The following is a 21,719-nucleotide window of genomic DNA, read 5'->3' as shown; positions in this document are numbered from 1 at the left end:
TGCCGCGCCTGAATACGCTCGGGCCAGCGGCAGCGTTGGATCGGCCGGCTGGCGCGGCGGCCGCTCGCCATGACCTTTTGCCCCGGCCGGCCCCGCTATCCTTCTCTCACCGGCGTGGGAGAGGCCCGCACATGCTGATCGTCGACAACGTCTGCAAGTCGTTCGCCACCGCCCAGGGCCGCCTGGCGGTGCTGCGCGGCGTCGATCTGCAGCTGCCGGCGGGCGAGAGCCTGGCGCTGATGGGCGAGTCCGGCAGCGGCAAGAGCACGTTGCTGCATCTGATCGCCGGGCTGGAGACGGTCGACAGCGGGCGCATCCTGGTCGATGATGTGCCGCTGCAGGGGCGCCGCGAGGCGGAGCTGGCGCGCTGGCGGCGCGAGGGCATCGGCCTGGTGTTCCAGCAGTACAACCTGATCGGCAGCCTCGACGTGGCGGCCAACCTGGCCTTCCAGGCGCGCTTGGCCGGGCGTCACGATCCGGCCTGGGTGGACTACCTGGCCGCGCGCCTGGAGCTGGCGCCCTTGCTCGCCCGCTATCCCGAACAGCTCTCCGGCGGCCAGCAGCAGCGCGTGGCCATCGGCCGGGCGCTGGCGCCCCGGCCGCCGCTGCTGCTGGCCGACGAGCCGACCGGCAACCTCGACGAAGCCGGCGGCGAGCGGGTACTCGACCTGTTGCTGGAGCTGGTGGGCGAGGCGGGCAGCAGCCTGCTGATGGTCACCCATAGCGCGCGTCTGGCCGCGCGGCTGGCGCGTACCCTGTACCTGCGCCAGGGCCGCGTGCAGGCGGTGGAGGCCTGATGGACATGCTGCGCCTCGGCCTGCTGGCGCTGCTCGGTCATTGGCGGCGCCACCGCCTGCAGCTGTTCGCCATCCTCACCGGATTGTGGCTGGCCACCACCCTGTGGACCGGGGTGCAGGCGCTCAACGGCCAGGCGCGTGCCGACTACGCCCGCGCCCAGGCACTGCTCGCGGGATCGGCGCAGGCCCAGCTGGCGCCGCGCCGCGGCGAGCGTTTCGACCAGGCCATCTACCTGCAGCTGCGCCGCGCGGGCTGGCCGGTATCGCCGCTGCTCGAAGGGCGCCTGTACTTCGCCGGCGCCGAGCCGCTCAGCGTGCGGCTGCTCGGCATCGAACCCTTGACCCTGCCGGCGGGCAGCGCGCTGGCCGGGCAGCCGGTCGCCGCCTTCGACCTGCGCGCCTTCCTCGGCCCGCCGGGGCAGGCGTGGATCGCCCCGGATACCCTGCAACGCCTCGGCCTGCGCGCCGGCGAAGCGGCGCTCACCCGCGATGGCCAGCGCCTGCCGCCGCTGCAGGTGCATGCGCAGCTGGCGCCCGGGGTGATCGTCCTCGATATCGGCTACGCCCAGACACTGCTGCAGGCGCCGGGACAGCTGTCGCGCCTGCTGCTGCCGGCGGATTTCGCCGCCCGCGCACCGGCGCTGCCGGCCGGGCTGGCGCCACTGCTGCAGTTGCAGCCGCCCAGCGCCGGCGACGACCTGCAGCGCCTGACCGACAGCTTCCACCTCAACCTCACCGCCCTCGGCTGGCTGGCCTTCGTGGTCGGCCTGTTCATCGCCCATGCCGCCATCGGCCTGGCCCTGGAGCAGCGCCGTGGCCTGCTGCGCACCCTGCGCGCCTGCGGGGTGAGCCTGCGCGGGCTGATGGTCGCGCTCACCGTCGAGCTGGGCCTGTTCGCCCTGATCGGCGGTCTGGCCGGGGTGGTGTGCGGCTACCTGCTGGCCAGCCTGCTGCTGGCCGACGTCGCCGCCAGTCTGCGCGGCCTGTACGGTGCGGAAGTCTCCGGGCAACTGAGCCTGGCGCCGAGCGGGTGGCTGCTCGGTCTTGCCATCGGCCTGGGCGGCGCGCTGATCGCCGGCGCCGGCAGCCTGTGGCGCGCCGCCCGCCTGCCGCTGCTGGCGCTGGCCCAACCGCAGGCCTGGCGCCTGGCGCAGAGCCGCTGGCTGCGTCGCCAGGGACTGCTGGCCGCAGCGCTCCTGCTGCTCGCCGCACTCTGCTGGCGCTTCGGCGCCAGCCTGTTCGCCGCCCTGGCGATGCTCGCCGCGCTGCTGTTGGCGGCGGCCCTGATGCTGCCGGTGCTGCTCGACGGCGCGCTGGCCCGGCTGGTCGGCTATTGCCGGGGCGCGCTGAGCGAATGGTTCGTGGCCGACAGCCGCCAGCAGCTGCCGGCGCTGTCACTGGCGTTGATGGCGCTGCTGCTGGCGCTGGCCGCCAGCGTCGGCGTCGGCAGCATGACCGAGGGCTTTCGGCGGACCTTCGTCGGCTGGCTCGACCAGCGCCTGGCCGCCGACCTCTACCTGATGCCGCGCGACACCGCGCAGGGGCTGGCGATCGCCGCCTCGCTGGAGGGCCGCGCGGGCGTGGAGGCGGTGCTGCCGAGCTGGCGCGTCGAGCTGCGCCTGCAAGGCTGGCCGGTGCAGCTGCAGGGCGTCGTCGACCAGCCCCTGCAGCGCCGGTACTGGCCGCTGCTCGAGCAGCGCGCCGACGCCTGGGCGCAACTGGCCGCGGGGCAGGGCGCGATGCTCAGCGAGCAACTGGCGCGTCGCCTCAAGGTCGGCCTGGGCGACCGCGTCTCGCTGCCGGCCGACGACGGCGAGCAGGGCCTGACGGTGGTCGGGGTGTACGCCGACTACGGCAACCCGCGCGGCCACGTGCTGGCGGGCGCCGACTGGCTGCGCCAGCACTGGCGCGCGGCGCGGCTTACCAATATCGCCCTGCGCCTGGTGGAGGGGCAGGTCCAGCCGCTCAGTGAGCAGCTCGAACAGCGCTATGGCGCGCAGGGCCTGCGGCTGACCGAGCAGGCCACGCTCAAGCGCTGGTCGACCGAAGTGTTCGAGCGCACCTTCGCCGCCACCGCCGCGCTCAACGCCCTGACCCTCGCGGTGGCCGGCGTGGCGCTGTTCATCAGCCTGCTGACCCTCGGCCACAGCCGCCTCGGCCAGCTGGCGCCGCTGTGGGCGCTGGGTGTCGGCCGCGTGAAGCTGGCCTGGCTGAGCCTCGGCCAAACCCTGCTGCTGGCCGGCCTCACCGTAACGCTGGCGATGCCGCTGGGCGTGCTGCTGGCCTGGTGCCTGGTGGCGGTGGTCAACGTGCAGGCCTTCGGCTGGCGTCTGCCCCTGCACGTGTTCCCCGGCCAGCTGCTGCAGCTGGGCCTGCTCGGCCTGCTCACCAGCCTGCTCGCCGCCGCCGGGCCGCTGTGGCAACTGGCGCGGCGCCAGCCCGCCGAACTGCTCAGGCAATTCGCCGATGAACGCTAGGCATATGCTGCTGGCCGCGGCCCTGCTGCTCGCCGCCTGCGAACAGCCCGCCGAGCCGCCCCAGGGCTTCGCCGGCCTCGGCGAGCAGGCCGCCGGCTTCGCGCCGGTCGAACGCGGCCGGCCGCTGCAATTTCCCGCCGATCACGGCGCCCATCCCGGATTCCGTATCGAATGGTGGTACGTCACCGCCAACCTGCGCGACGTCGAGGGGCGCGACTGGGGCGTGCAATGGACGCTGTTTCGCAGCGCGCTGCGTGCGGGACCGGATGCGCCCGACTGGAGCAGCCCGGACCTGTGGATGGGCCACGCCGCGCTGACGGGCCCGTTCGGCCATCAGTCGGGCGAAACCCTGGCGCGCGGCGGCATCGGCCAGGCCGGCGTCGAGGCGCAGCCGTTCCGCGCCTGGATCGACGACTGGGCGCTGCGCAGCACGGGCGGTAAGGGAATCCAGCATCTGCAGATGCAGGCCGCCGGCAAGGATTTTCGCTACCGCCTGCAACTGGACAGCGACGGCCCGCTGGTGCTGCACGGCGAGCGGGGCTACAGCGAGAAGTCCGGGCGCGGGCAGGCCTCCTGGTATTACAGCCAGCCGTTCTACCGCGTCGCCGGCGAGATCGAGCACGCCGGCCAGCGCCATGCGGTCAGCGGCCTGGCCTGGCTGGACCGCGAGTGGAGCAGCCAGCCGCTGGCCGCCGATCAGCAGGGGTGGGACTGGTTTTCCCTGCACCTGGACGGCGGTGCCAAGCTGATGCTGTTCCGGGTTCGCCAGGCCGACGGTCAGCACTACCAGGCCGGCACCTGGATCGCCGCCGACGGCCGCAGCGTGGCGCTGCGCGGCGCGCAGATCCGTCTCGACGAACTGGCCTGGACCCGCCAGGCCAACGGCCGCCGGGTGCCGACCCGCTGGCGCGTGCGGGTCGCCGAGCACGGCCTGGACGTGCAGGCCGCCGCCATCGAGCCGCACGCCTGGATGGCCACGCGGTACTCCTACTGGGAGGGCCCGGTGCGTCTGATCGGCAGCCCGGGCGGGCGGGGCTATCTGGAAATGACTGGCTATTGAGAGGCGGCGGCGGGACGACCCTCGAACGCTTCGCACCGAGCTATCGCGGGGCTCAGGGCTGCGCGGCGAGGCACTTCCCGAAGCGGCGCGGGCCGTGCGGGCATGGGCCGCCATTGCCTGACTACTATCAATCCCATGCCCAATTTCTATTGGATGGGCCGCGAGGCGAAATCCAAGCTGGGATAAAGAGGTTGTCTGAAAACAACAACAGGAGATAACCATGGGAAACGAAGCGAAGTGCCCGTTCGCGGGTAGCGAGGGCCAGCGGAAAACCACCAGAGGCAGGACCAACGCGGACTGGTGGCCCAATCAGCTGAACCTGAAGATCCTCCATCAGCACACGCCGCTGTCCAGCCCGATGGACGCCGGCTTCAACTACGCCGAGGAATTCCGGAGCCTGGATCTGGACGCGGTCATCAAGGACCTGCATGCCCTGATGACCGACTCGCAGGACTGGTGGCCGGCCGACTACGGCCACTATGGGCCGCTGTTCGTGCGCATGACCTGGCATGGCGCCGGCACCTATCGCATCGGCGACGGTCGCGGCGGCGCCGGCCAGGGCGCGCAGCGCTTCGCCCCGCTCAATAGCTGGCCGGACAACGCGGGCCTCGACAAGGCGCGCCGCCTGCTCTGGCCGATCAAGCAGAAATACGGCCGGAAGATTTCCTGGGCCGACCTGATGGCACTGGCCGGCAACGTCGCGCTGGATTCGATGGGGCTGAAGACCTACGGATTCGGCGGCGGCCGCGAGGACATCTGGGAACCGGGCGAGGACACCTACTGGGGTCCGGAGAGCACCTGGCTGGGCGACGAGCGCTACCGCGGCGACCGCGAGCTCGACAAACCCTTCGCCGCCGTGCAGATGGGCCTGATCTACGTGAACCCCGAAGGCCCCAACGGCAATCCGGACCCGCTCGCCGCGGCGCGGGATATCCGCGAAACCTTTGCGCGCATGGCGATGAACGACGAGGAGACCGTGGCGCTGATCGCTGGCGGACATGCCTTCGGCAAGGCCCACGGCGCCGCCGACCCGCGCCAGTACGTCGGCCCCGAGCCCGAGGGGGGCGAGATCGAGGCGCAGGGTTTCGGCTGGCTCTGTACCTACGGCAGCGGCAAGGGCTGCGATGTGGTCACCAGCGGCCTGGAAGGCGCCTGGACCACCAATCCCACCCGCTGGGACAACAACTATCTGGAAAATCTGTTCGGCTACGAGTGGGAACTCACCCGGAGTCCCGCCGGCGCCCAGCAGTGGCGACCCACCGGCAACATCGGCGCGGACACCGTGCCCGATGCCCACGATCCCGCCAAGCGTCATGCGCCGATGATGCTCACCACCGACCTCGCCCTGCGCGCGGACCCCGTTTACGAGAAGATCGCCCGGCATTTCCTGGCCAACCCGCAGGAGCTGGCCGACGCCTTCGCCAAGGCCTGGTACAAGCTGATCCACCGCGACATGGGACCGCTGGCGCGTCACCTCGGCCCGCTGGTGCCCAAGCAGCCGTTCCTCTGGCAGGACCCGATTCCCGAGGTGGATCATCCGCTGATCGACGAGCAGGACATCGGCGCGCTGAAGGCCAGGCTCCTCGCCTGCGGCCTGAGCATCCGGCAACTGGTCGGCACGGCCTGGGCATCGGCGTCGACCTTCCGCGGCAGCGACAAGCGCGGCGGGGCGAACGGCGCGCGCATCCGCCTGGCGCCGCAGAAGGACTGGGAGGTCAACCAGCCGGCCGAGCTGGCCAAGGTCCTGGAGAAGCTGGAGGGCATCCAGGAGGAGTTCAACGCCGCGCAGGTGAGCGGCAAGAAGGTCTCGCTGGCCGATCTGATCGTGCTGGGCGGCTGCGCCGCCGTCGAGCAAGCGGCGCGCAAGGCCGGCCACGATGTGAAGGTGCCCTTCATCCCCGGACGCATGGACACCACCCAGGAACTGACCGATGTGGAGTCGTTCGCCGTGCTGGAACCCGTCGCCGACGGCTTCCGCAACTACGTGCAGAAGGATTTCGCGCAGTGGTCGGCCGAGCTGCTGGTGGACAAGGCCAACCTGCTGACCCTCACCGCGCCGGAGATGACCGTGCTGGTCGGCGGCCTGCGCGTCCTCAATATCAACGTCGGCCAGTCCCCGCACGGCGTGTTCACCCAGCGGCCGGAAACGCTGAGCAACGACTTCTTCGTCAACCTGCTGGACATGAGCACCCAGTGGCAGAAGTCGACCAGCACCGAAGGCGTGCTGGAGGGACGCGACCGGGCCACCGGCGCGCTCAAGTGGACGGGCACCGTGGTCGATCTGGTGTTCGGCTCCAACGCCCAGCTGCGCGCGCTCGCCGAAGCCTACGCGTGCAACGACTCGGGGCAGGCGTTCGTGTGTGACTTCGTGGCGGCCTGGAACAAGGTGATGAACCTGGATCGCTTCGACCTGACGCGATTCAGCAAGTCCTGACAGGCCGCGAGTCGGCAACCCAGCACCGCCTCGGAATCATTCCGGGGCGGTTTCCTTTCAGGATGTCGGTGGTCATCCCGGTTAGCGTTGGCTCCGGGCGCAATCGCAGGGGCGGATTGCCGGCGCGGGTGTCCTGGCGAGGCGCCGGGCAGTTTCGCCTCGGCGAAGTGAGCCGGCGCAGGCAAAAAAAACCGCCCGTACCTTGCGGTACGGACGGCCAAGATCGGGTAACGCCTCCGAAAACCCGATCAGCTCACAACATGCTCATGCTACTTCTGCATTCTTGGCCGGCTGGATGTGCACCACCTGCACCGGCACCGCCTCGACCTTCGCCTGCGGCTTGGCGTAGCGCTGCGGGGCGAAGTCGTGCAGCAGGCGCGCCTCGCGGGCCTGGACGCGCTCGACGTTGGCCAGCTTGACGTGGCCGTAGCCGCGGATCTCGTCGGCCAGCGCGGCGATGCGCACGGCGGCGTCGAGGTTGTCGGCATTCAGCTGCGGCAGCAGCTCGCGGATGCGCGCGGCGTACTCCTCGATCAGCCGACGCTCCATGCGCCGCTCCTCGGTCATGCCGAACACATCCAGCGCGCTGCCGCGCAGGGCCTTGGCCTTGGCCAGCAGCGGGAACACCTTCGCCAGCCACGGGCCGATGGTGATCTTGCGGGCGCGACCGTCCTTGCCCGGACGCGCCAGCAGCGGCGGGGCCATGTGGAATTCCAGGCTGAAGTCGCCCTCGAACTGCGCCTCCAGCTGCTGCTGGAACGCCGGATCGCTGTACAGGCGGGCCACCTCGTATTCGTCCTTGTAGGCCATCAACTTGGCGTAGCCACGCGCCACCACCGGGCTCAGGCGCAGCTTGGCCTGCGGGCCGAGCAGGGCGCGTTCGGCCTTCGCCACCTCGTCGACCAGTTGGCGGAAGCGGCGGGCGTAGGCGGCGTTCTGGTATTCGGTGAGCAGCTGCTCGCGGTGGGCGACCAGTTCGTCGAAGTCCTCGATCAGGCGGAATTCCTCCACCTCGGCGCTGCGGCTGAGCAGCTGGCGCAGGCCCTGCGGGTTGGCGCGGGCCAGGCGGCCGAGGCCGAAGGCAGCCAGGTTCATCGGCACGGCGACGCCGTTCAGCTCGATGGCGCGCTGCAGCGATTCCAGGCTCAGCGGGATCAGCCCGGCCTGCCAGGCGTAGCCCATCAGCAGGATGTTGGCGCCGATGCTGTCGCCCAGGGCGCGCTGGGCCAGGCTCTGCGCGTCGCACAGGTCGAGGCCGGCTTCGCCCACGGCGTGGCGGATCTTCTCCAGCAGGCCTTCGGTCTGCAGGTTGGCGTCCGGGTTGCGCACGAACTCGGCGGTGGGCAGCACGTGGCGGTTGGCGATCACCTTGGTGCGGCCGTGCTTGACGCTCTGCAGGGCGTCGGCGGAGGCGGCCACCACCAGGTCGCAGGCGAGCAGGGCGTCGGCCTGCTGGGTGTCGATGCGCACCTGGTTGAGGCGCTCGGGCACGTCGGCCAGGCGCACGAAGGACAGCACGGCGCCGCCTTTCTGGGCGAAGCCCATGAAGTCGAGCACGCTGGCCGACTTGAACTCCAGGTGGGCGGCCATGCTGATCAGCGCGCCGACGGTGACCACGCCGGTGCCGCCGACGCCGGTGACCAAGAGGTCGTAGGGCGCGTTCCACACGTGGGCAGCCGGACGCGGCAGGTTGTTCAGCAGCTCGGCCAGGGCGCGCTGGCCGGCCTCGCCCTGCAGGGCGCCGACGCCCTTGCGCACGCGGCCGCCCTTGACCGAGACGAAGCTGGGGCAGAAGCCGTTGACGCAGGAGTAGTCCTTGTTGCACGACGACTGGTCGAGCTGGCGCTTGCGGCCCAGTTCGGTCTCCAGCGGCACCAGCGACAGGCAGTTGGAAGCCACGCCGCAGTCGCCGCAGCCCTCGCAGACCGCCTGGTTGATGAACAGGCGACGGTCCGGGTCGGGGAACTCGCCCTTCTTGCGGCGGCGACGCTTCTCGGCGGCGCAGGTCTGTTCGTAGATCAGCACGGTGACGCCGGCGGTCTCGCGCAGCTCGCGCTGGATCTTGTCGAGGTCCTCGCGCGGGTGGAAGGCGGTGCTGGCCGGGAAGCGGCCGCGCTGGCTGTCGTACTTGGCGATGTCGTCGCTGAGCACCACGACCTTGCGCGCGCCCTCGGCGGTGACCTGCTGGGCGATGGCATCGACGGTGATGGTGCCGTCCACCGGCTGGCCGCCGGTCATCGCCACCGCGTCGTTGAACAGGATCTTGTAGGTGATGGTGGCCTTGGCGGCGATCGACTGGCGGATCGCCAGGTAGCCGGAGTGGTAGTAGGTGCCGTCGCCGAGGTTCTGGAACACGTGCGGCACCTGGGTGAAGCGCGAGTGCGCGGCCCAGTCGACGCCTTCGCCGCCCATCTGAATCAGGCCGGTGGTGTCGCGGTCCATCCAGTTGGCCATGAAGTGGCAGCCGATGCCGGCCAGCGCACGCGAGCCTTCCGGCACCTTGGTGGAGCTGTTGTGCGGGCAGCCGGAGCAGAAGTAGGGCGAGCGACGCACGGCGTCGGCGAGGTTGCTCAGCTGCGACGGCGCGGTGAAGTCGCGGACCAGGTGGCGGCGGTCGAGATCGGCGGTCTGGCGGGCCAGCCAGTCGGCCAGCACCGGCATGATGCGCGACGGGCGCAGCTCGCCGAGCGCGGAGAGCAGCGGCTTGCCGGCGGCGTCCTGCTTGCCGAGCAGGCGCGGGCGCAGCTCGCTCGGCTGGTTGTAGAGCAGCTCGCGCAGCTGGCGCTCGATCACCGGCGCCTTCTCCTCGATCACCAGCACCTCGTCGAGGCCGCGGACGAAGTCGAGGGCGCGGTTCGGCTCGATGGGGAAGGACAGGCCGATCTTGTAGACGCGGATGCCGGCGCGGGCCAGGTCGTCAAGGGAGATGTCCAGGCGGCGCAGGCACTCGAGGAAGTCGAGGTGGGCCTTGCCGCAGGTGACGATGCCGAAGCGCGCCTGGTCGCAGGACACGATGGTCTTGTCGATGCTGTTGGCCTTGGCGAAGGCGCGCACGGCGTCGAGCTTGTCGGCCTGACGGGCTTCCAGTTGCAGCGAGGGCAGGTCCGGCCAGCGGTAGTGCAGGCCGCCGGCCGGCGGGGTGTAGTCAACCGGCGCTTCGAAGCGGGTCTGGATGCGGTCGAGATCGACGGTCGAGCCGCTTTCCACCACCTCGGAGAGGGCGGTGAAGCCGACCCAGGCGCCGGAGAAGCGCGACAGCGCCCAGCCGTACAGGCCGAACTCCAGGTATTCGGCGATGGTCGCCGGGGAAACGGTGGGCACGCTCCAGGCCTGGAAGGCCAGGTCGCTCTGGTGCGGCATGGAGGAGGACACGCAGCCGTGGTCGTCGCCGGCGACGATCAGCACGCCGCCGTTGGGCGAGGAGCCGTAGGCGTGGCCGTGCTTGAGGGCATCGCCGGCGCGGTCGACGCCCGGGCCCTTGCCGTACCAGTAGGCGAACACGCCGTCGACGGTGCGCGCAGGATCCGACTCGACCTGCTGGGTGCCGAGCACCGCGGTGCCGCCGAGTTCTTCGTTGATCGCGGGGAGGAATTCGATCTGGTTGTCGGCCAAGAGGCGCTTGGCCTTCCACAGGGCCTGGTCGACCATGCCCAGCGGCGAGCCGCGATAGCCGCTGATGAAGCCGGCGCTATTGAGGCCGCGCGCACGGTCGAGGGCGCGCTGCATCAGCGGCAGGCGGACCAGCGCCTGGGTGCCGGTGAGGAAGATCTGGCCGCTGGTGGCTTCGAGGCTGTCGCTCAGACGGTAGTCGCTGCGCAGCTGCACGGTGCTGGCGCGCTCGGTCGCATGGGTCATTGTTGTTGTCCTGCGGGAGGTATTGTTCTGTGGCGAATAGTGTTCCCCAGCGCAGGCGGTTTTTTGTTTCTCTTTTTCCCTTGTGGACGGTAGATTTGAGGATGAATTGCTATTCAAAAGCCTGATCGGAGAATGAAATGCTCGACAAGTTCGCCCGCCAGCTGCTTCGCGAGTTGCAGCGCGACGCCCGGCAGACCATGCAGCAGCTCGCCGAAAAGGTCGGCCTGTCGACCACGCCCTGCTGGCGGCGCATCAAGGAGCTGGAGGAGGAGGGGGCGATCCGCCGGTACACGGTGCTGGTGGATCGCGAGAAGGTCGGCCTGCAGAACTGCGTGTTCGCCGAGGTGGCGCTGAGCCGCCACGCGGGCGACGTGACCGCCGAGTTCGAGGCGGCGGTGGCCGCCACCCCGGAGATCGTCGCCTGCTACGCCACCACCGGCAAGGCCGACTACCTGATCAAGGTGGTCACCAGCGACATCAAGGCCTACGACGAGGTGTTGCAGCAGCGCATCTTCCGCCTGCCCGGCGTAGCCAGCGTGCACACCAGCGTGGTGCTGCGCGAGGTGAAGGACGAGGTGAGCCTGCCGCTGTAGCGGCGGCAGGGGCTACCAGGTCCGCTCGGGGGGGGCGTCGATGCTGCTGCCGTAGCGCAGCAGGCGTCCCTCCGGCACCGCGATGTCGGGCGCAGAGGGTTCGGCCTGGGCCGGTTGCGCCACGTTGTCGAACAGATGGCCCTCGACCTGGCCGGACAGGTGGCGGACCCCGGCCAGCACTCCGCGGTCGCGGTTGTTCAGCCAGTCCTGCCACTTCTGGTCGAAGGCGGTGTCCAGGTTCTTGCGCAGCATCTGCTCCACTTCCGGCCGCTCCTTCTCGCGCAGCATGGCGCTCAGGCCCGCCGTGCCCAGGGAGATCATCATCCCGGCCGCCTTGCCGACCGCCGTCGCGACCGCGCCGGCGACCCCGCTGGTGGTGCGTTCGTTGATCAGGCTTTTGCTGGTGCGGCGTGCCACCGACGACAGGCCGGGATCCTCCGCCCAGTCGCCCGGCCGCCCCGGCATGGCGCCGATGGAGGCCATCAGGCTCAGATAGGCCGGCTGCTGGTCGATCGGTTCGGCGTGCACCAGCTGGTAGAGCGAGGCGCTGTGCTCGGGGGACGTGGCCATCTTGATGGCGGAGATCTGCTGCAGGCGCTGGTCGAACTGGTCCAGGGGCACGCCGTAGCGCGGTGGAATCGCCTGGATGCGGTCGCGCAGCTGGCGGACGTAGAGCAGCGTCGTCTGGCCCATGATCCAGTCGGGGTTGATCTCCTTGGCGACGGGGTCGAGCACGCGCTCCTGGTATTGCTCGCGCAGGTAGAGGGCCAGGCGATTGACCACCGCGTCCTTCTCGCCGTTGGCGTTGAGCTGGTACCAGGTCACCTTCATGCCCATCCATTGGCGGGTCCAGTAGCTGGAGAACCAGGGGATGAACTCCGTCTCGGTGCGCTGGTAGACCAGGGTCCGCCAGCGGTTCATGCGCTCGCGGGCGTAATCCGAGGCTTCCTCGGCGGCGTTCTGCGAGGCGGCGAAGATATCGCGGTCGACCAGCCGCCAGGTGCTCGCGGAGACCACCACCTCAGGGGGAGGCGGCGGAGCGGGGCGGGGCTTGCTGGCGCAGCCGGCCAGGGCCAGCAGCAGGATGGCGATCAGGACGCCCAGACCCGCCAAGGCCGGGCGGCCACGCCGACCTGGCGTCCAGGGTGCAACTGCGCGCATGACAGTGTGCATAGGGATACGACCGCCCCGTAGACCGCAATCGGCTGCGTCTTCCCTCACCCCAAACTGCATGCGGAGCCTGTGCAGTTCTGCCGGCCTCTCCAGTGGAGCGTGCCGTACGCTCGGTTATGGATCGAGTGTATGCCTCCCCAGTGGGCGTCAAAAGCCTGGGGGCGGATGATGGGGCGTCCGTTGGTCGGCAGAAAGTCGCGATAGGGGATACGGGGCTGCGGGAAGAGGGGCGGAAAAGAGGCGGACCTCCCGGAGCGATGCGTGGGCGCAGGCTCCGGAAGGTCCGCGAGGGGTTACGGCTGGGCTTCGACTGCCGCTTCGACGCGGCGGTTGATGGCGCGGCCTTCCGCGGTGGCGTTGTCGGCCACCGGGCGGCTTTCGCCGTAGCCCACGGCATCGACCCGGTCGCCAGCCACGCCGTACTCGTTGACCAGCACCTCGCGCACGGCCTTGGCACGCCGCTCGGACAGCCGCTGGTTATAGGCGTCGGTGCCCACGGAGTCGGTGTGGCCTTCGACGGTGGTGGTGGTCCTCGGATACTCGTTCATGAAGTCGGCGACGGCCTTGATGTCGGCCTTGCTGCCTTCCTTGACCACGGCCTTGTCGAAGTCGAACTTGACGTCCAGTTCCACGCGTACCGGGGCGGGAGCTTCGGTCATCGGCTGGGGTTCGGGGGCGGGCGCCACCGGTGCCGGCAGCGGGCAGCCGTGCTCGTCCACCGCGGTGCCCCTGGGCGTTTTCGGGCAGTCGTCCTCCTTGTTCACCACGCCGTCGCCGTCGGCATCGCCGTGCACCCAGCAGTAGGCCGCGCCGGTGAGGGCGCCGATGCCCAGGCCGCCGGCGGCCCATTCGGCGCTTTCGATGGCGCCCAGGCCCGCGCCGATGACACCGCCAACCCCCGCGCAGGGCGGCCAGTCGCTCTGAACCAGACTGGCGCAGCCCGACAGCAGGCCGCTGACCAGAACCAGGGGTACCGCAGTCCTCACTATTGTTCTCATTCTTGGCTCTCCTCGATTGATCGGGCGCGTCGCTCTGCCGGCACTCGATAGATGGCAAAGCAATGTCAAAAAGTGTTGCACCGGAAATTACGTTGTCAAAAGGACGGACACTTTTATGTATAAAAAATGATGCATGTCATGCCGGAAGCGCCGGTTCGAAAGCCGCGCCTGTCTCCTCGGGATGGGGCGGCGCCCTGGGCGTTTGGCGAGAAAGCGCGGAACGCTTCCCCCGCCTGGGACACAGGCAAGTAAGCTGGATGTATCTCGGCCCGACCCTTGGAGGGAACGCACCATGAGTACCCATGAGTCCACCAGCCAGCTGTCCTCGTCCCTCGATTGCCCGCTGCTGCACGGCGAGCGTTTGATCCAGCGTGTCGAGGCGCGGCAGGCGCAGATCGGCGGCAGCATCGCGGTCAACCGCCTGCTGCCGTCGCGGCAGCGCCGGATGATCGGCGCCTGGTGCTTCCTCGACCATGCCGGCCCGGCGCGTTTCGAACCGGGGCAGGGCATGCACGTCGGCCCGCACCCGCATATCGGCCTGCAGACCTTCACCTGGATGATCGAGGGCGAGGTGCTGCACCACGACAGCCTGGGCTCGGAACAGGTGATCCGTCCCGGCCAGGTCAACCTGATGACCGCCGGACGCGGCATCAGCCACAGCGAGGTGTGCCTGGACGACCAGCGCGTGCTGCACGCGGCGCAGCTGTGGATCGCCCTGCCGGCCGCCGACAGCGAGTGCGCCCCGGCCTTCGAGCACTACCCGGATTTGCCGCGCTGGACGCGCGACGGTTGCGACTTCACCCTGCTGGCGGGCAGCTTCGAAGGGCACACGGCGCCGGCGCGACTGTATTCGCCGCTGCTCGGCGTCGAGCTGCTCAGCCCGGCCGGCAGCCGCCTGGACGTGCCGCTGGAGACGGAGTTCGAGTACGGCATCCTGCCGCTGGAAGGCGAGGTGCACGTCGGTGCCGAGACGTTCGCGGCCGACCAGCTGGCCTACCTGGGCCGCGGCCGCGATCGCCTGCATCTGGATTTGGCGCCGGGCAGCCGCGCGCTGCTGCTCGGCGGCGAGCCGTTCGGCGAGGAGATCCTGATCTGGTGGAACTTCGTCGGCCACAGCAAGGCGCAGATCGCCCAGGCGCAACGCGACTGGGAAGCCGGCAGCCCGCGCTTCGGCGGCGTGCCGAGCTACGACGGCGCCCCGCTGGTGGCGCCGCCGTTGCCGTGGCGGGAGGTCTGAGCCGGGGCGATCAGCGTTCGATGGCCAGCGCCACGCCCTGACCGCCGCCGATGCACAGGGTCGCCAGACCCTTGCGGGCGTCGCGGCGGATCATCTCGTGCAGCAGGCTGACCAGGATGCGGCAGCCGGAGGCGCCGATCGGGTGGCCGAGGGCGATGGCACCGCCGTTGACGTTGACCTTCTCGGTATCCCAGCCCAGTTCCTGGCCGACCGCCAGGGCCTGGGCGGCGAACGCCTCGTTGGCCTCGATCAGGTCGAGCTGCTCCAGCGACCAGCCGGCCTTGGCCAGGCAGCGGCGGGTGGCTGACACCGGGCCGATGCCCATGATCGCCGGATCGACGCCGGCGCTGGCGTAGGCGGCCACCCGCGCCAGTACCGGAAGACCGAGGCTGGCGGCCTTCTCCGCGCTCATCAACAGCACCGCGGCGGCGCCGTCGTTGAGGGTCGAGGCGTTGCCGGCGGTGACGCTGCCATCCTTCCTGAACGCCGGCTTCAGCTTGCCCAGCGCATCGGCGCTGGTGCCTTGGCGCGGTTGTTCGTCGGTGACGAAGGCCAGCGGCTCGCCCTTGCGCTGGGGGATCAGGATCGGGGTGATCTCGTCGCTGAAGCGCCCGGCCTCGATGGCCGCGCAGGCCTTCTGCTGCGAGGCGGCGGCGAAGGCGTCCTGCGCCTCGCGGCCGATGCCGTACTTCTCCACCAGATTCTCGGCGGTGATGCCCATGTGGTAGTCGTGGAAGGCGTCCCACAGGCCGTCGTGAATCATGCTGTCGACCAGCTGGGCGTGGCCCATGCGCAGGCCGGTGCGCGCCTTGGGCAGCACGTAGGGGGCGAGGCTCATGTTCTCCATGCCGCCGGCGATCACCACCTCGGCGTCGCCGCAGCGGATCGCCTGGGCGGCCAGGTGCAGGGCCTTGAGGCCGGAGCCGCAGACCTTGTTGAGGGTCAGCGCCGGCACGCCATGCGGCAGGCCGGCCTGGATGGCGGCCTGGCGGGCGGGGTTCTGGCCGGAGCCGGCGGTGAGCACCTGACCGAGGATCACCTCGTCGACGCTGGCCGGGTCGAGGCCGGTCTTCTCCAGCAGGGTGCGGATCACGGCGGCGCCCAGTTCGGGGGCGGGAATATTGGCCAGCGCGCCCTGGAAGGCGCCGATGGCGGTACGGGTGGCGGCGACGATGACGACTTCGTGCATGGAGTCTTCTCTTGTTTTAATTGAGGGCTGGGTTGGCGGACGAGGGGGCGTCAGGGCTGCTGTCGCTGCGCCGCCTGCGCGCTGGATGGTGGGAAATCGCTGCGCGAATTTCCCACCCTACGCCGGTTCGGAGCCTGCGCAGGCTTCAGGCGAACTGCATTTCCGGGACATGCTCCGGGACGATCAGCTTGCCGGCGGTCTTGGCGACGATCTCCTCGACGCTCACCCCCGGCGCGCGCTCCTTGAGCACGAAGGCGCCGTCCTCGATCTCCAGCCAGGCGAGGTCGGTCAGCACCTTGCGGATGCAGCCGGCGCCGGTCAGCGGCAGGCTGCAGAACGGCAGCAGCTTGGATTCGCCGTCCTTGGAGGCGTGGGTCATCACCACGATGATGTTGTCCGCGCCGGCCACCAGGTCCATGGCGCCGCCCATGCCCTTGACCAGCTTGCCGGGGATCATCCACGAGGCGATGTTGCCTTGGACGTCCACCTCGAAGGCGCCGAGCACGGTGAGGTCGACGTGGCCGCCACGGATCATGGCGAAAGATTGCGCCGAGTCGAAGATCGCCGCGCCGCGGCGCGCGGTGACCGTCTGCTTGCCGGCGTTGATCATGTCGGCGTCCAGCTCGGCCTCGGTGGGGAAGGCGCCCATGCCGAGCAGGCCGTTTTCCGATTGCAGCATCACGTCCATGCCCTCGGGCACGTAGTTGGCCACCAGGGTCGGGATGCCGATGCCGAGGTTGACGTAGTAGCCGTCCTTCAGCTCGCGCGCCACGCGCTGAGCCATTTGTTCGCGGGTAAGTGCCATCGCAGGTCTCTTCTTGTCAGGTAATCGCGGAAGCGGCCACGCCCTTCGCGGGGCGCAGCGGCGAGGGGATCAGCCGCGCACGGTGCGCTTTTCGATGCGCTTCTCGAAGCTGCCCTGGATGATCCGGTCGACGTAGATGCCGGGGGTGTGGATCTGGCTGGGCTCCAGTTCGCCGGGTTCGACGATTTCCTCCACCTCGACCACGGTGATGCGGCCGGCGGTGGCGACGATGGGGTTGAAGTTCTGCGCGGTATGGCGGTAGACCACATTGCCGAAGTGGTCGGCCTTCCAGCCCTTGACGATGGCGAAGTCGCCGGTGATCGCTTCCTCGAGGATGTAGTGGCGGCCCTTGATCTGCCGGGTTTCCTTGCCCTCGGCGACCTGGGTGCCGTAGCCGGTGGCGGTGAAGAAGGCCGGAATACCGGCACCGCCGGCGCGCAGCCGTTCGGCCAGGGTGCCCTGCGGGGTCAGCTCGACCTCCAGCTCGCCGTTCAGCAGCTGCTGCTCGAACAAAGCGTTCTCGCCGACGTAGGAGGCGATCATCTTGCGGATCTGCCGATCCTCCAGCAGCACGCCGAGGCCGAAGCCGTCCACGCCGCAGTTGTTGGAAACCACGGTCAGGCCCCTGGTGCCGCGCCGGCGGATTTCCGCGATCAGGTTCTCCGGGATGCCGCACAGGCCGAAGCCGCCGGACAGGATGGTCATGTCGTCGGTCAGCCCGGCGAGGGCCTCCTCGTAGCTGCCTACTCGTTTGTCGAGTCCACTCATGCTGGTTCGCCTCTTGTATTTGTCGATCCGGCAGACCGGCTGCCGGGAAATGCCAGGGCAACGCATGAAGCCTGTAGGGGCGAATTCATTCGCCTGGGGGGCCCGCTTGGCGAATGAATTCGCCCCTACAGCGGACAGGCGTTGAAGCCGTTCATGCGCTTGCCCTGTGGCACGTGGCGGAGAGCTTCACCGCTGGGTGGTGATTTGTTAAGTTTGTTTTTCAATCCGATTAATCAAAAAAACAAATCAATGACCGTCAAGCAACTGCGCGCCTTCCTCGCCGTGGCCCGCAGCCTGAGCTTCGCCCAGGCCTGCGAGCACCTGCATCTGTCCCAGCCGGCGCTGAGCCTGGCGATCAAGAACCTGGAGGATTCGCTCGGCGGGCCGCTGCTGGTGCGCACCACGCGCAGCGTCAGCCTGACCCCGGAAGGCGAGACGCTCCTGCCGCTGGCCCAGCGCCTGCTGGCCGACTGGGACAACACCGAGGAGCTGCTGCGCCAGCACTTCACCCTGCAGCTGGGCCAGGTGTCGATTGCCGCCATGCCGTCCTTCGCCGCCAACCAGTTGCCCGCTGCGCTGAAGGTGTTCCGCGACCGCCATCCGCGGGTCAATGTCGCCGTGCACGACGTGATCAACGAACAGGTGCTGGAGATGGTGCGCAACCACCGGGTCGAGCTGGGCATCGGCTTCGAGCCGGAGCCGTCCGACAGCCTGGAATTCACCCCGTTGTGCACCGACCGCTTCGTCGCCGTCGTGCCGGCGGATTCGCCGCTGGCCGGGCAGGCGCAGGTGCGCTGGGCGGAGCTTTTGCAGATGGACTTCATCGCCTTGCAGCGGCCGTCGGCGGTGCGCCTGCTGCTGGAGCAGAGCCTGGCCCGCGAGGGCCGCACGCTCTCGGTCGCCTTCGAGAGCCATCAGCTGGTGACGGTGGGGCGGATGGTGGCCTGCGGGCTGGGGGCGAGCGCGGTGCCGTCGCTGTGCATCCGCCAGATGCAGGAATTGGGCGCGTGCTGCGTGGCGCTGGTCGAGCCGAGCGTCGAACGGCGCATCGGCCTGGTCAGTCACGCCGAGCGCAAGCTGTCGAGCGCGGCGCAGGCGCTGCGCACGGTGGTCATGGAGGTTTCGCGGACGGTCATCACCGAGCTGGCGCCGCGGCCCTGATGGCCGCTGGGGCTACCCTTGCCCGAGCCTGCGGCCTTGGGCGGGACATGGTGGGCAGGGGGGAGAGGCGGGGCCCGGCAAACGGCCGGGCCGGCCTGAATAAAAAAGCGCGGAGTCCACCGCGCAATGGCTGGAGGACAGCGTGCTGCCCTCAACCGTGGAGAAGGGAATTGCATTGCGCCGCCCACCCTAGGGAGATGACCGGTAGCGGGCAATCAAAAAACGACCGCTGGTAGTTCTCGCGCGGTTTGCCCGGCGACTGGCGGACGGCCGGTAGTCGCGCGTCGTGCGCTCAGCGGGGAGCGGAGGGTTGGCAGCCCCCTCTCCCGCAGCAGGGAGAGGGGGCTGGCGCGGTTCAACGCGCCGGCAGCAGCACGCCGCGGCACTCGCCGAAGCCGATGGCGGGCAGGCCCTCGCGGCGGCAGCGGGCGCGCAGGATCACCTCGTCGCCATCTTCGAGGAAGGTGCGCGTCTCGCCGTTGGCCAGGGTCAGCGGCTGCTTGCCGCCGAAGGTGCTCTCCAGCAGGCTGCCGAACTGGCTGGGTTCCGGGCCGGACAGGGTGCCGGAGCCGAACAGGTCGCCCGGCTGCAGCTTGCAGCCGCCGACGCTGTGGTGGGCGACCATCTGCGCCACGGTCCAGTACATGTGCCGGGTATTGCTGAGCGCCAGGCGTTGCGGCTCCTGGCCCTGCTCGCGCATGGCGGCGGTGAGCAGCAGCACTTCCAGTTCGATGTCGAAGGCGCCGCTCGCCTGGTCCTGCTCATCGAGAAGGTACGGCAGCGGCTGCGGGTCGCCGGCCGGGCGCGCCGGCTGGGCGAGGCGGAAGGGCGCCAGCGCCTCGGGCATCACCACCCAGGGCGACACCGTGGTGGCGAAGTTCTTGGCCAGGAACGGGCCGAGCGGCTGGTATTCCCAGGCCTGCACGTCGCGCGCCGACCAGTCGTTGAGCAGGCAGAAGCCGGCGACGTGCGCGCCGGCCGCGTCGATGGCGATGGCCTCGCCCATCTCGTTGCCCTGGCCGATCCAGATGCCCAGTTCCAGCTCGTAGTCCAGGCGCTTGCTGGGGCCGAAGCTCGGCGCTTCCTGGCCCGGCGGCAGGGTCTGGCCGAGCGGGCGGCGCACCGGCGTGCCGGAGACGCACACGGTGGAGGCGCGGCCGTGGTAGCCGATCGGCACGTGCTTGTAATTGGGCAGCAGCGGGTTGTCCGGGCGGAACAGCTTGCCGACGTTGTTGGCGTGGTGGATGCCCACGTAGAAGTCGGTGTAGTCGCCGACCCGCGCCGGCAGGTGCAGCTGGCAGTCGTACATCGACGGCAGCAGGGCCTTGCCGAGGGCCTTCATGCGCTCCTGCGCGGCGCTGCCTTCGACCAGCAGCTCGCTGAGCGCGGCGCGCAGGGCGCGGCGGGCCGGGCCGCCCAGGGCGAAGAAGGCATTGAGATTGTCGCCGCTGGCGGCCTCGGCGGCGGTCTTCGCTTCGCCCTCGAACAGGCCCGCCTCGCAGGCGACCTTGAGGTCGAGGATGCGCTCGCCGATGGCGACGCCGCCGCGCGGCGCCTGGCCCTGCGGGCTGAAGATACCCAGCGGCAGGTTCTGCAGCGGGAAGTCGGCGTGGCCGTTGGCCGAGACGATCCAGCTGTTACGGTTGGCTGCGTTGCTCATCGATCAGTTTCCCTCCGGGGTGAATTTCTTGCTCAGGCCGGCCCAGCAGGCGTCGTAGTCGCGCTGCAGTTGTGGGCATTGCAGGGCGAATTGGCTCGGACGCAGCACCTGGCCGCTCTCGAACATGAAGGCCATGGTGTCGTCGATCTTGTGCGGCTTGAGCTGCGCGGCGATGGCCTGGGTGGTGGTGGCCTCGTCCGGGCCGTGGGCGCTCATGCAGTTGTGCAGCGAGGCGCCGCCGGGGACGAAGCCCTCGGCCTTGGCGTCGTAGACGCCGTGGATCAGGCCCATGAACTCGTTCATCAGGTTGCGGTGGAACCACGGCGGGCGGAAGGTGTTCTCGGCCACCATCCAGCGCGGCGGGAAGATCACGAAGTCGACGTTGGCCTTGCCGGGCGTGTCGCTCGGCGCGGTCAGCACGGTGAAGATCGACGGGTCCGGGTGGTCGAAGCTGACCGTGCCGATCACGTTGAAGCGGCGCAGGTCGTACTTGTAGGGCACGTTGTTGCCGTGCCAGGCGACCACGTCGAGCGGCGAGTGGTCCAGCTCGGTGGCCCACAGCTCGCCGCAGAACTTCTGCACCAGTGTGGTCGGCGCGTCGCTGTCCTCGTAGCGGGCGACCGGGGCCAGGAAGTCGCGCGGGTTGGCCAGGCCGTTGCTGCCGATGGGGCCGAGGTCGGGCAGGCGCAGCGCGCAGCCGTGGTTCTCGCAGACGTAGCCGCGCGCCGAGTCGTCGAGCAGCTCGACGCGGAACTTCATGCCACGCGGGATCACCCCGATCTCCAGCGGCGCGACCTCGAGCAGGCCCAGTTCGGTGGCGATGCGCAGGCGCCCGGCCTGCGGGACGATCAAGAGCTCGCCGTCGGCGTCGAAGAACACCCGCTGCATCGAGGCGCTGGCCGCGTACAGGTAGATGCTGATGCCGCTGGTGGCTTCGCCCGGGGCGTTGGCGGCGAGGGCGACCAGACCGTCGACGAAGTCGGTCGGCGCCTGCGGGATCTCCAGCGGGCTCCAGCGCAAGCGGTTGGGGTTGACCGGGCCGAGTACATTGCCGGCGATCTGCCGCTCCAGGCGCACGAAGCTGCCATGCGCGGCGGACGGGCGGATGCGGTACAGCCAGGTGCGCCGCGCCTCGCTGCGCGCCACGGTGAAGGCGGTGCCGGACAGCAGTTCGCTGTACAGCCCGTAGGGCACCTTCTGCGGCGAATTCTGGCCGACCGGCAGGGCGCCGGGCAGCGCCTCGCTGGCGAATTCGTTGCCGAAGCCCGACTGGTAGCTCAGGGCCTCGCTGGGTTGCTGGTTGCGCATAGGCATCTCGAATGCTTTTTGTTATTTGCGTAAATTAATTTCAATAAGCGTAATGACGTGCCGTAAAGGGCGTCAAGCGCACGCCAATCCCTGTAGGGGCGAATTCATTCGCCTAGCAGGCCAAAGGCCTGCGCCTTTGAAGGCTGGGGGTGCTGCGCACCCCTTGGCGAATAAATTCGCCCCTACAGGCCGCGAGATTGGCTT

15 protein-coding genes are annotated in these 21,719 nt (G+C 69.5%); 7 read left to right on the top strand and 8 right to left on the bottom strand.

Annotated features, from left to right (window positions below):
• The first annotated feature begins 131 nt into the window (after window positions 1-131).
• The 4 genes from LMJ29_RS15900 (at window position 132) to katG (ending at window position 6,768) form a co-directional block, all read left to right on the top strand.
• The gene (locus tag LMJ29_RS15900; RefSeq protein WP_229606502.1) at window positions 132-797 is read left to right on the top strand and encodes an ABC transporter ATP-binding protein; all 666 of its coding nucleotides are present in this window, start codon (window positions 132-134) and stop codon (window positions 795-797) included.
• Complete coding sequence (locus tag LMJ29_RS15895; protein WP_229606501.1) at window positions 797-3,274, top strand: FtsX-like permease family protein; 2,478 nt, start codon at window positions 797-799, stop codon at window positions 3,272-3,274. The genes LMJ29_RS15900 and LMJ29_RS15895 overlap by 1 nt, the downstream gene beginning before the upstream one ends.
• The gene (locus LMJ29_RS15890; RefSeq protein ID WP_229606500.1) at window positions 3,264-4,334 is read left to right on the top strand and encodes a lipocalin-like domain-containing protein; all 1,071 of its coding nucleotides are present in this window, start codon (window positions 3,264-3,266) and stop codon (window positions 4,332-4,334) included. The genes LMJ29_RS15895 and LMJ29_RS15890 overlap by 11 nt, the downstream gene beginning before the upstream one ends.
• Window positions 4,335-4,554: 220 nt before the next feature.
• Window positions 4,555-6,768: a catalase/peroxidase HPI gene (katG, locus tag LMJ29_RS15885; protein WP_229606499.1), complete on the top strand. Its 2,214-nt coding sequence runs from the start codon at window positions 4,555-4,557 to the stop codon at window positions 6,766-6,768.
• Window positions 6,769-7,032: 264 nt separating this feature from the next.
• Here katG and LMJ29_RS15880 read toward each other — a convergent pair whose 3' ends face one another.
• The gene (locus tag LMJ29_RS15880; RefSeq protein WP_229606498.1) at window positions 7,033-10,623 is read right to left on the bottom strand and encodes an indolepyruvate ferredoxin oxidoreductase family protein; all 3,591 of its coding nucleotides are present in this window, start codon (window positions 10,621-10,623) and stop codon (window positions 7,033-7,035) included.
• Window positions 10,624-10,760: 137 nt separating this feature from the next.
• On the opposite strand from LMJ29_RS15880, the gene LMJ29_RS15875 reads away from it, so the two are divergent.
• Entirely contained in the window at window positions 10,761-11,216 is a 456-nt protein-coding gene (locus tag LMJ29_RS15875) for an Lrp/AsnC family transcriptional regulator (RefSeq protein WP_229606497.1), read from the top strand.
• Window positions 11,217-11,228: 12 nt separating this feature from the next.
• Here the strand turns inward: LMJ29_RS15875 and LMJ29_RS15870 are convergent, their stop codons facing one another.
• On the bottom strand, window positions 11,229-12,377 hold the full coding sequence (locus LMJ29_RS15870) for a hypothetical protein (RefSeq protein ID WP_229606496.1): 1,149 nt from the start codon (window positions 12,375-12,377) through the stop codon (window positions 11,229-11,231).
• A gap of 305 nt (window positions 12,378-12,682) precedes the next feature.
• Window positions 12,683-13,387, bottom strand: a complete 705-nt coding sequence (locus LMJ29_RS15865; protein ID WP_229606495.1) for an OmpA family protein — start codon at window positions 13,385-13,387, stop codon at window positions 12,683-12,685.
• A gap of 292 nt (window positions 13,388-13,679) precedes the next feature.
• On the opposite strand from LMJ29_RS15865, the gene LMJ29_RS15860 reads away from it, so the two are divergent.
• Window positions 13,680-14,624 (top strand): pirin family protein, encoded by a 945-nt coding sequence (locus tag LMJ29_RS15860; RefSeq protein WP_229606494.1) that lies wholly within the window; start codon window positions 13,680-13,682, stop codon window positions 14,622-14,624.
• Window positions 14,625-14,634: 10 nt separating this feature from the next.
• Here the strand turns inward: LMJ29_RS15860 and LMJ29_RS15855 are convergent, their stop codons facing one another.
• The 3 genes from LMJ29_RS15855 to LMJ29_RS15845 form a co-directional block, all read right to left on the bottom strand.
• The gene (locus tag LMJ29_RS15855; RefSeq protein ID WP_229606493.1) at window positions 14,635-15,813 is read right to left on the bottom strand and encodes an acetyl-CoA C-acetyltransferase; all 1,179 of its coding nucleotides are present in this window, start codon (window positions 15,811-15,813) and stop codon (window positions 14,635-14,637) included.
• Window positions 15,814-15,958: 145 nt separating this feature from the next.
• Window positions 15,959-16,618: a CoA transferase subunit B gene (locus tag LMJ29_RS15850; protein ID WP_229606492.1), complete on the bottom strand. Its 660-nt coding sequence runs from the start codon at window positions 16,616-16,618 to the stop codon at window positions 15,959-15,961.
• A gap of 69 nt (window positions 16,619-16,687) precedes the next feature.
• The gene (locus LMJ29_RS15845; RefSeq protein WP_229606491.1) at window positions 16,688-17,386 is read right to left on the bottom strand and encodes a CoA transferase subunit A; all 699 of its coding nucleotides are present in this window, start codon (window positions 17,384-17,386) and stop codon (window positions 16,688-16,690) included.
• 249 nt (window positions 17,387-17,635) lie between these two features.
• On the opposite strand from LMJ29_RS15845, the gene LMJ29_RS15840 reads away from it, so the two are divergent.
• Window positions 17,636-18,547, top strand: coding sequence for a LysR family transcriptional regulator (locus tag LMJ29_RS15840; RefSeq protein ID WP_229606490.1), 912 nt, complete (start codon window positions 17,636-17,638; stop codon window positions 18,545-18,547).
• Between the two features lie 355 nt (window positions 18,548-18,902).
• On the opposite strand, the gene fahA is transcribed toward LMJ29_RS15840, so the two are convergent.
• Complete coding sequence (fahA, locus tag LMJ29_RS15835; RefSeq protein ID WP_229606489.1) at window positions 18,903-20,207, bottom strand: fumarylacetoacetase; 1,305 nt, start codon at window positions 20,205-20,207, stop codon at window positions 18,903-18,905.
• 3 nt (window positions 20,208-20,210) lie between these two features.
• Window positions 20,211-21,515, bottom strand: coding sequence for a homogentisate 1,2-dioxygenase (gene hmgA, locus LMJ29_RS15830; RefSeq protein ID WP_229606636.1), 1,305 nt, complete (start codon window positions 21,513-21,515; stop codon window positions 20,211-20,213).
• Window positions 21,516-21,719 lie beyond the last annotated feature (204 nt).

The organism is Pseudomonas oryzagri, assembly GCF_020831405.1.
Classification (GTDB): domain Bacteria; phylum Pseudomonadota; class Gammaproteobacteria; order Pseudomonadales; family Pseudomonadaceae; genus Geopseudomonas; species Geopseudomonas oryzagri.
This window is presented reverse-complemented; position numbering and strand designations above follow the sequence as displayed.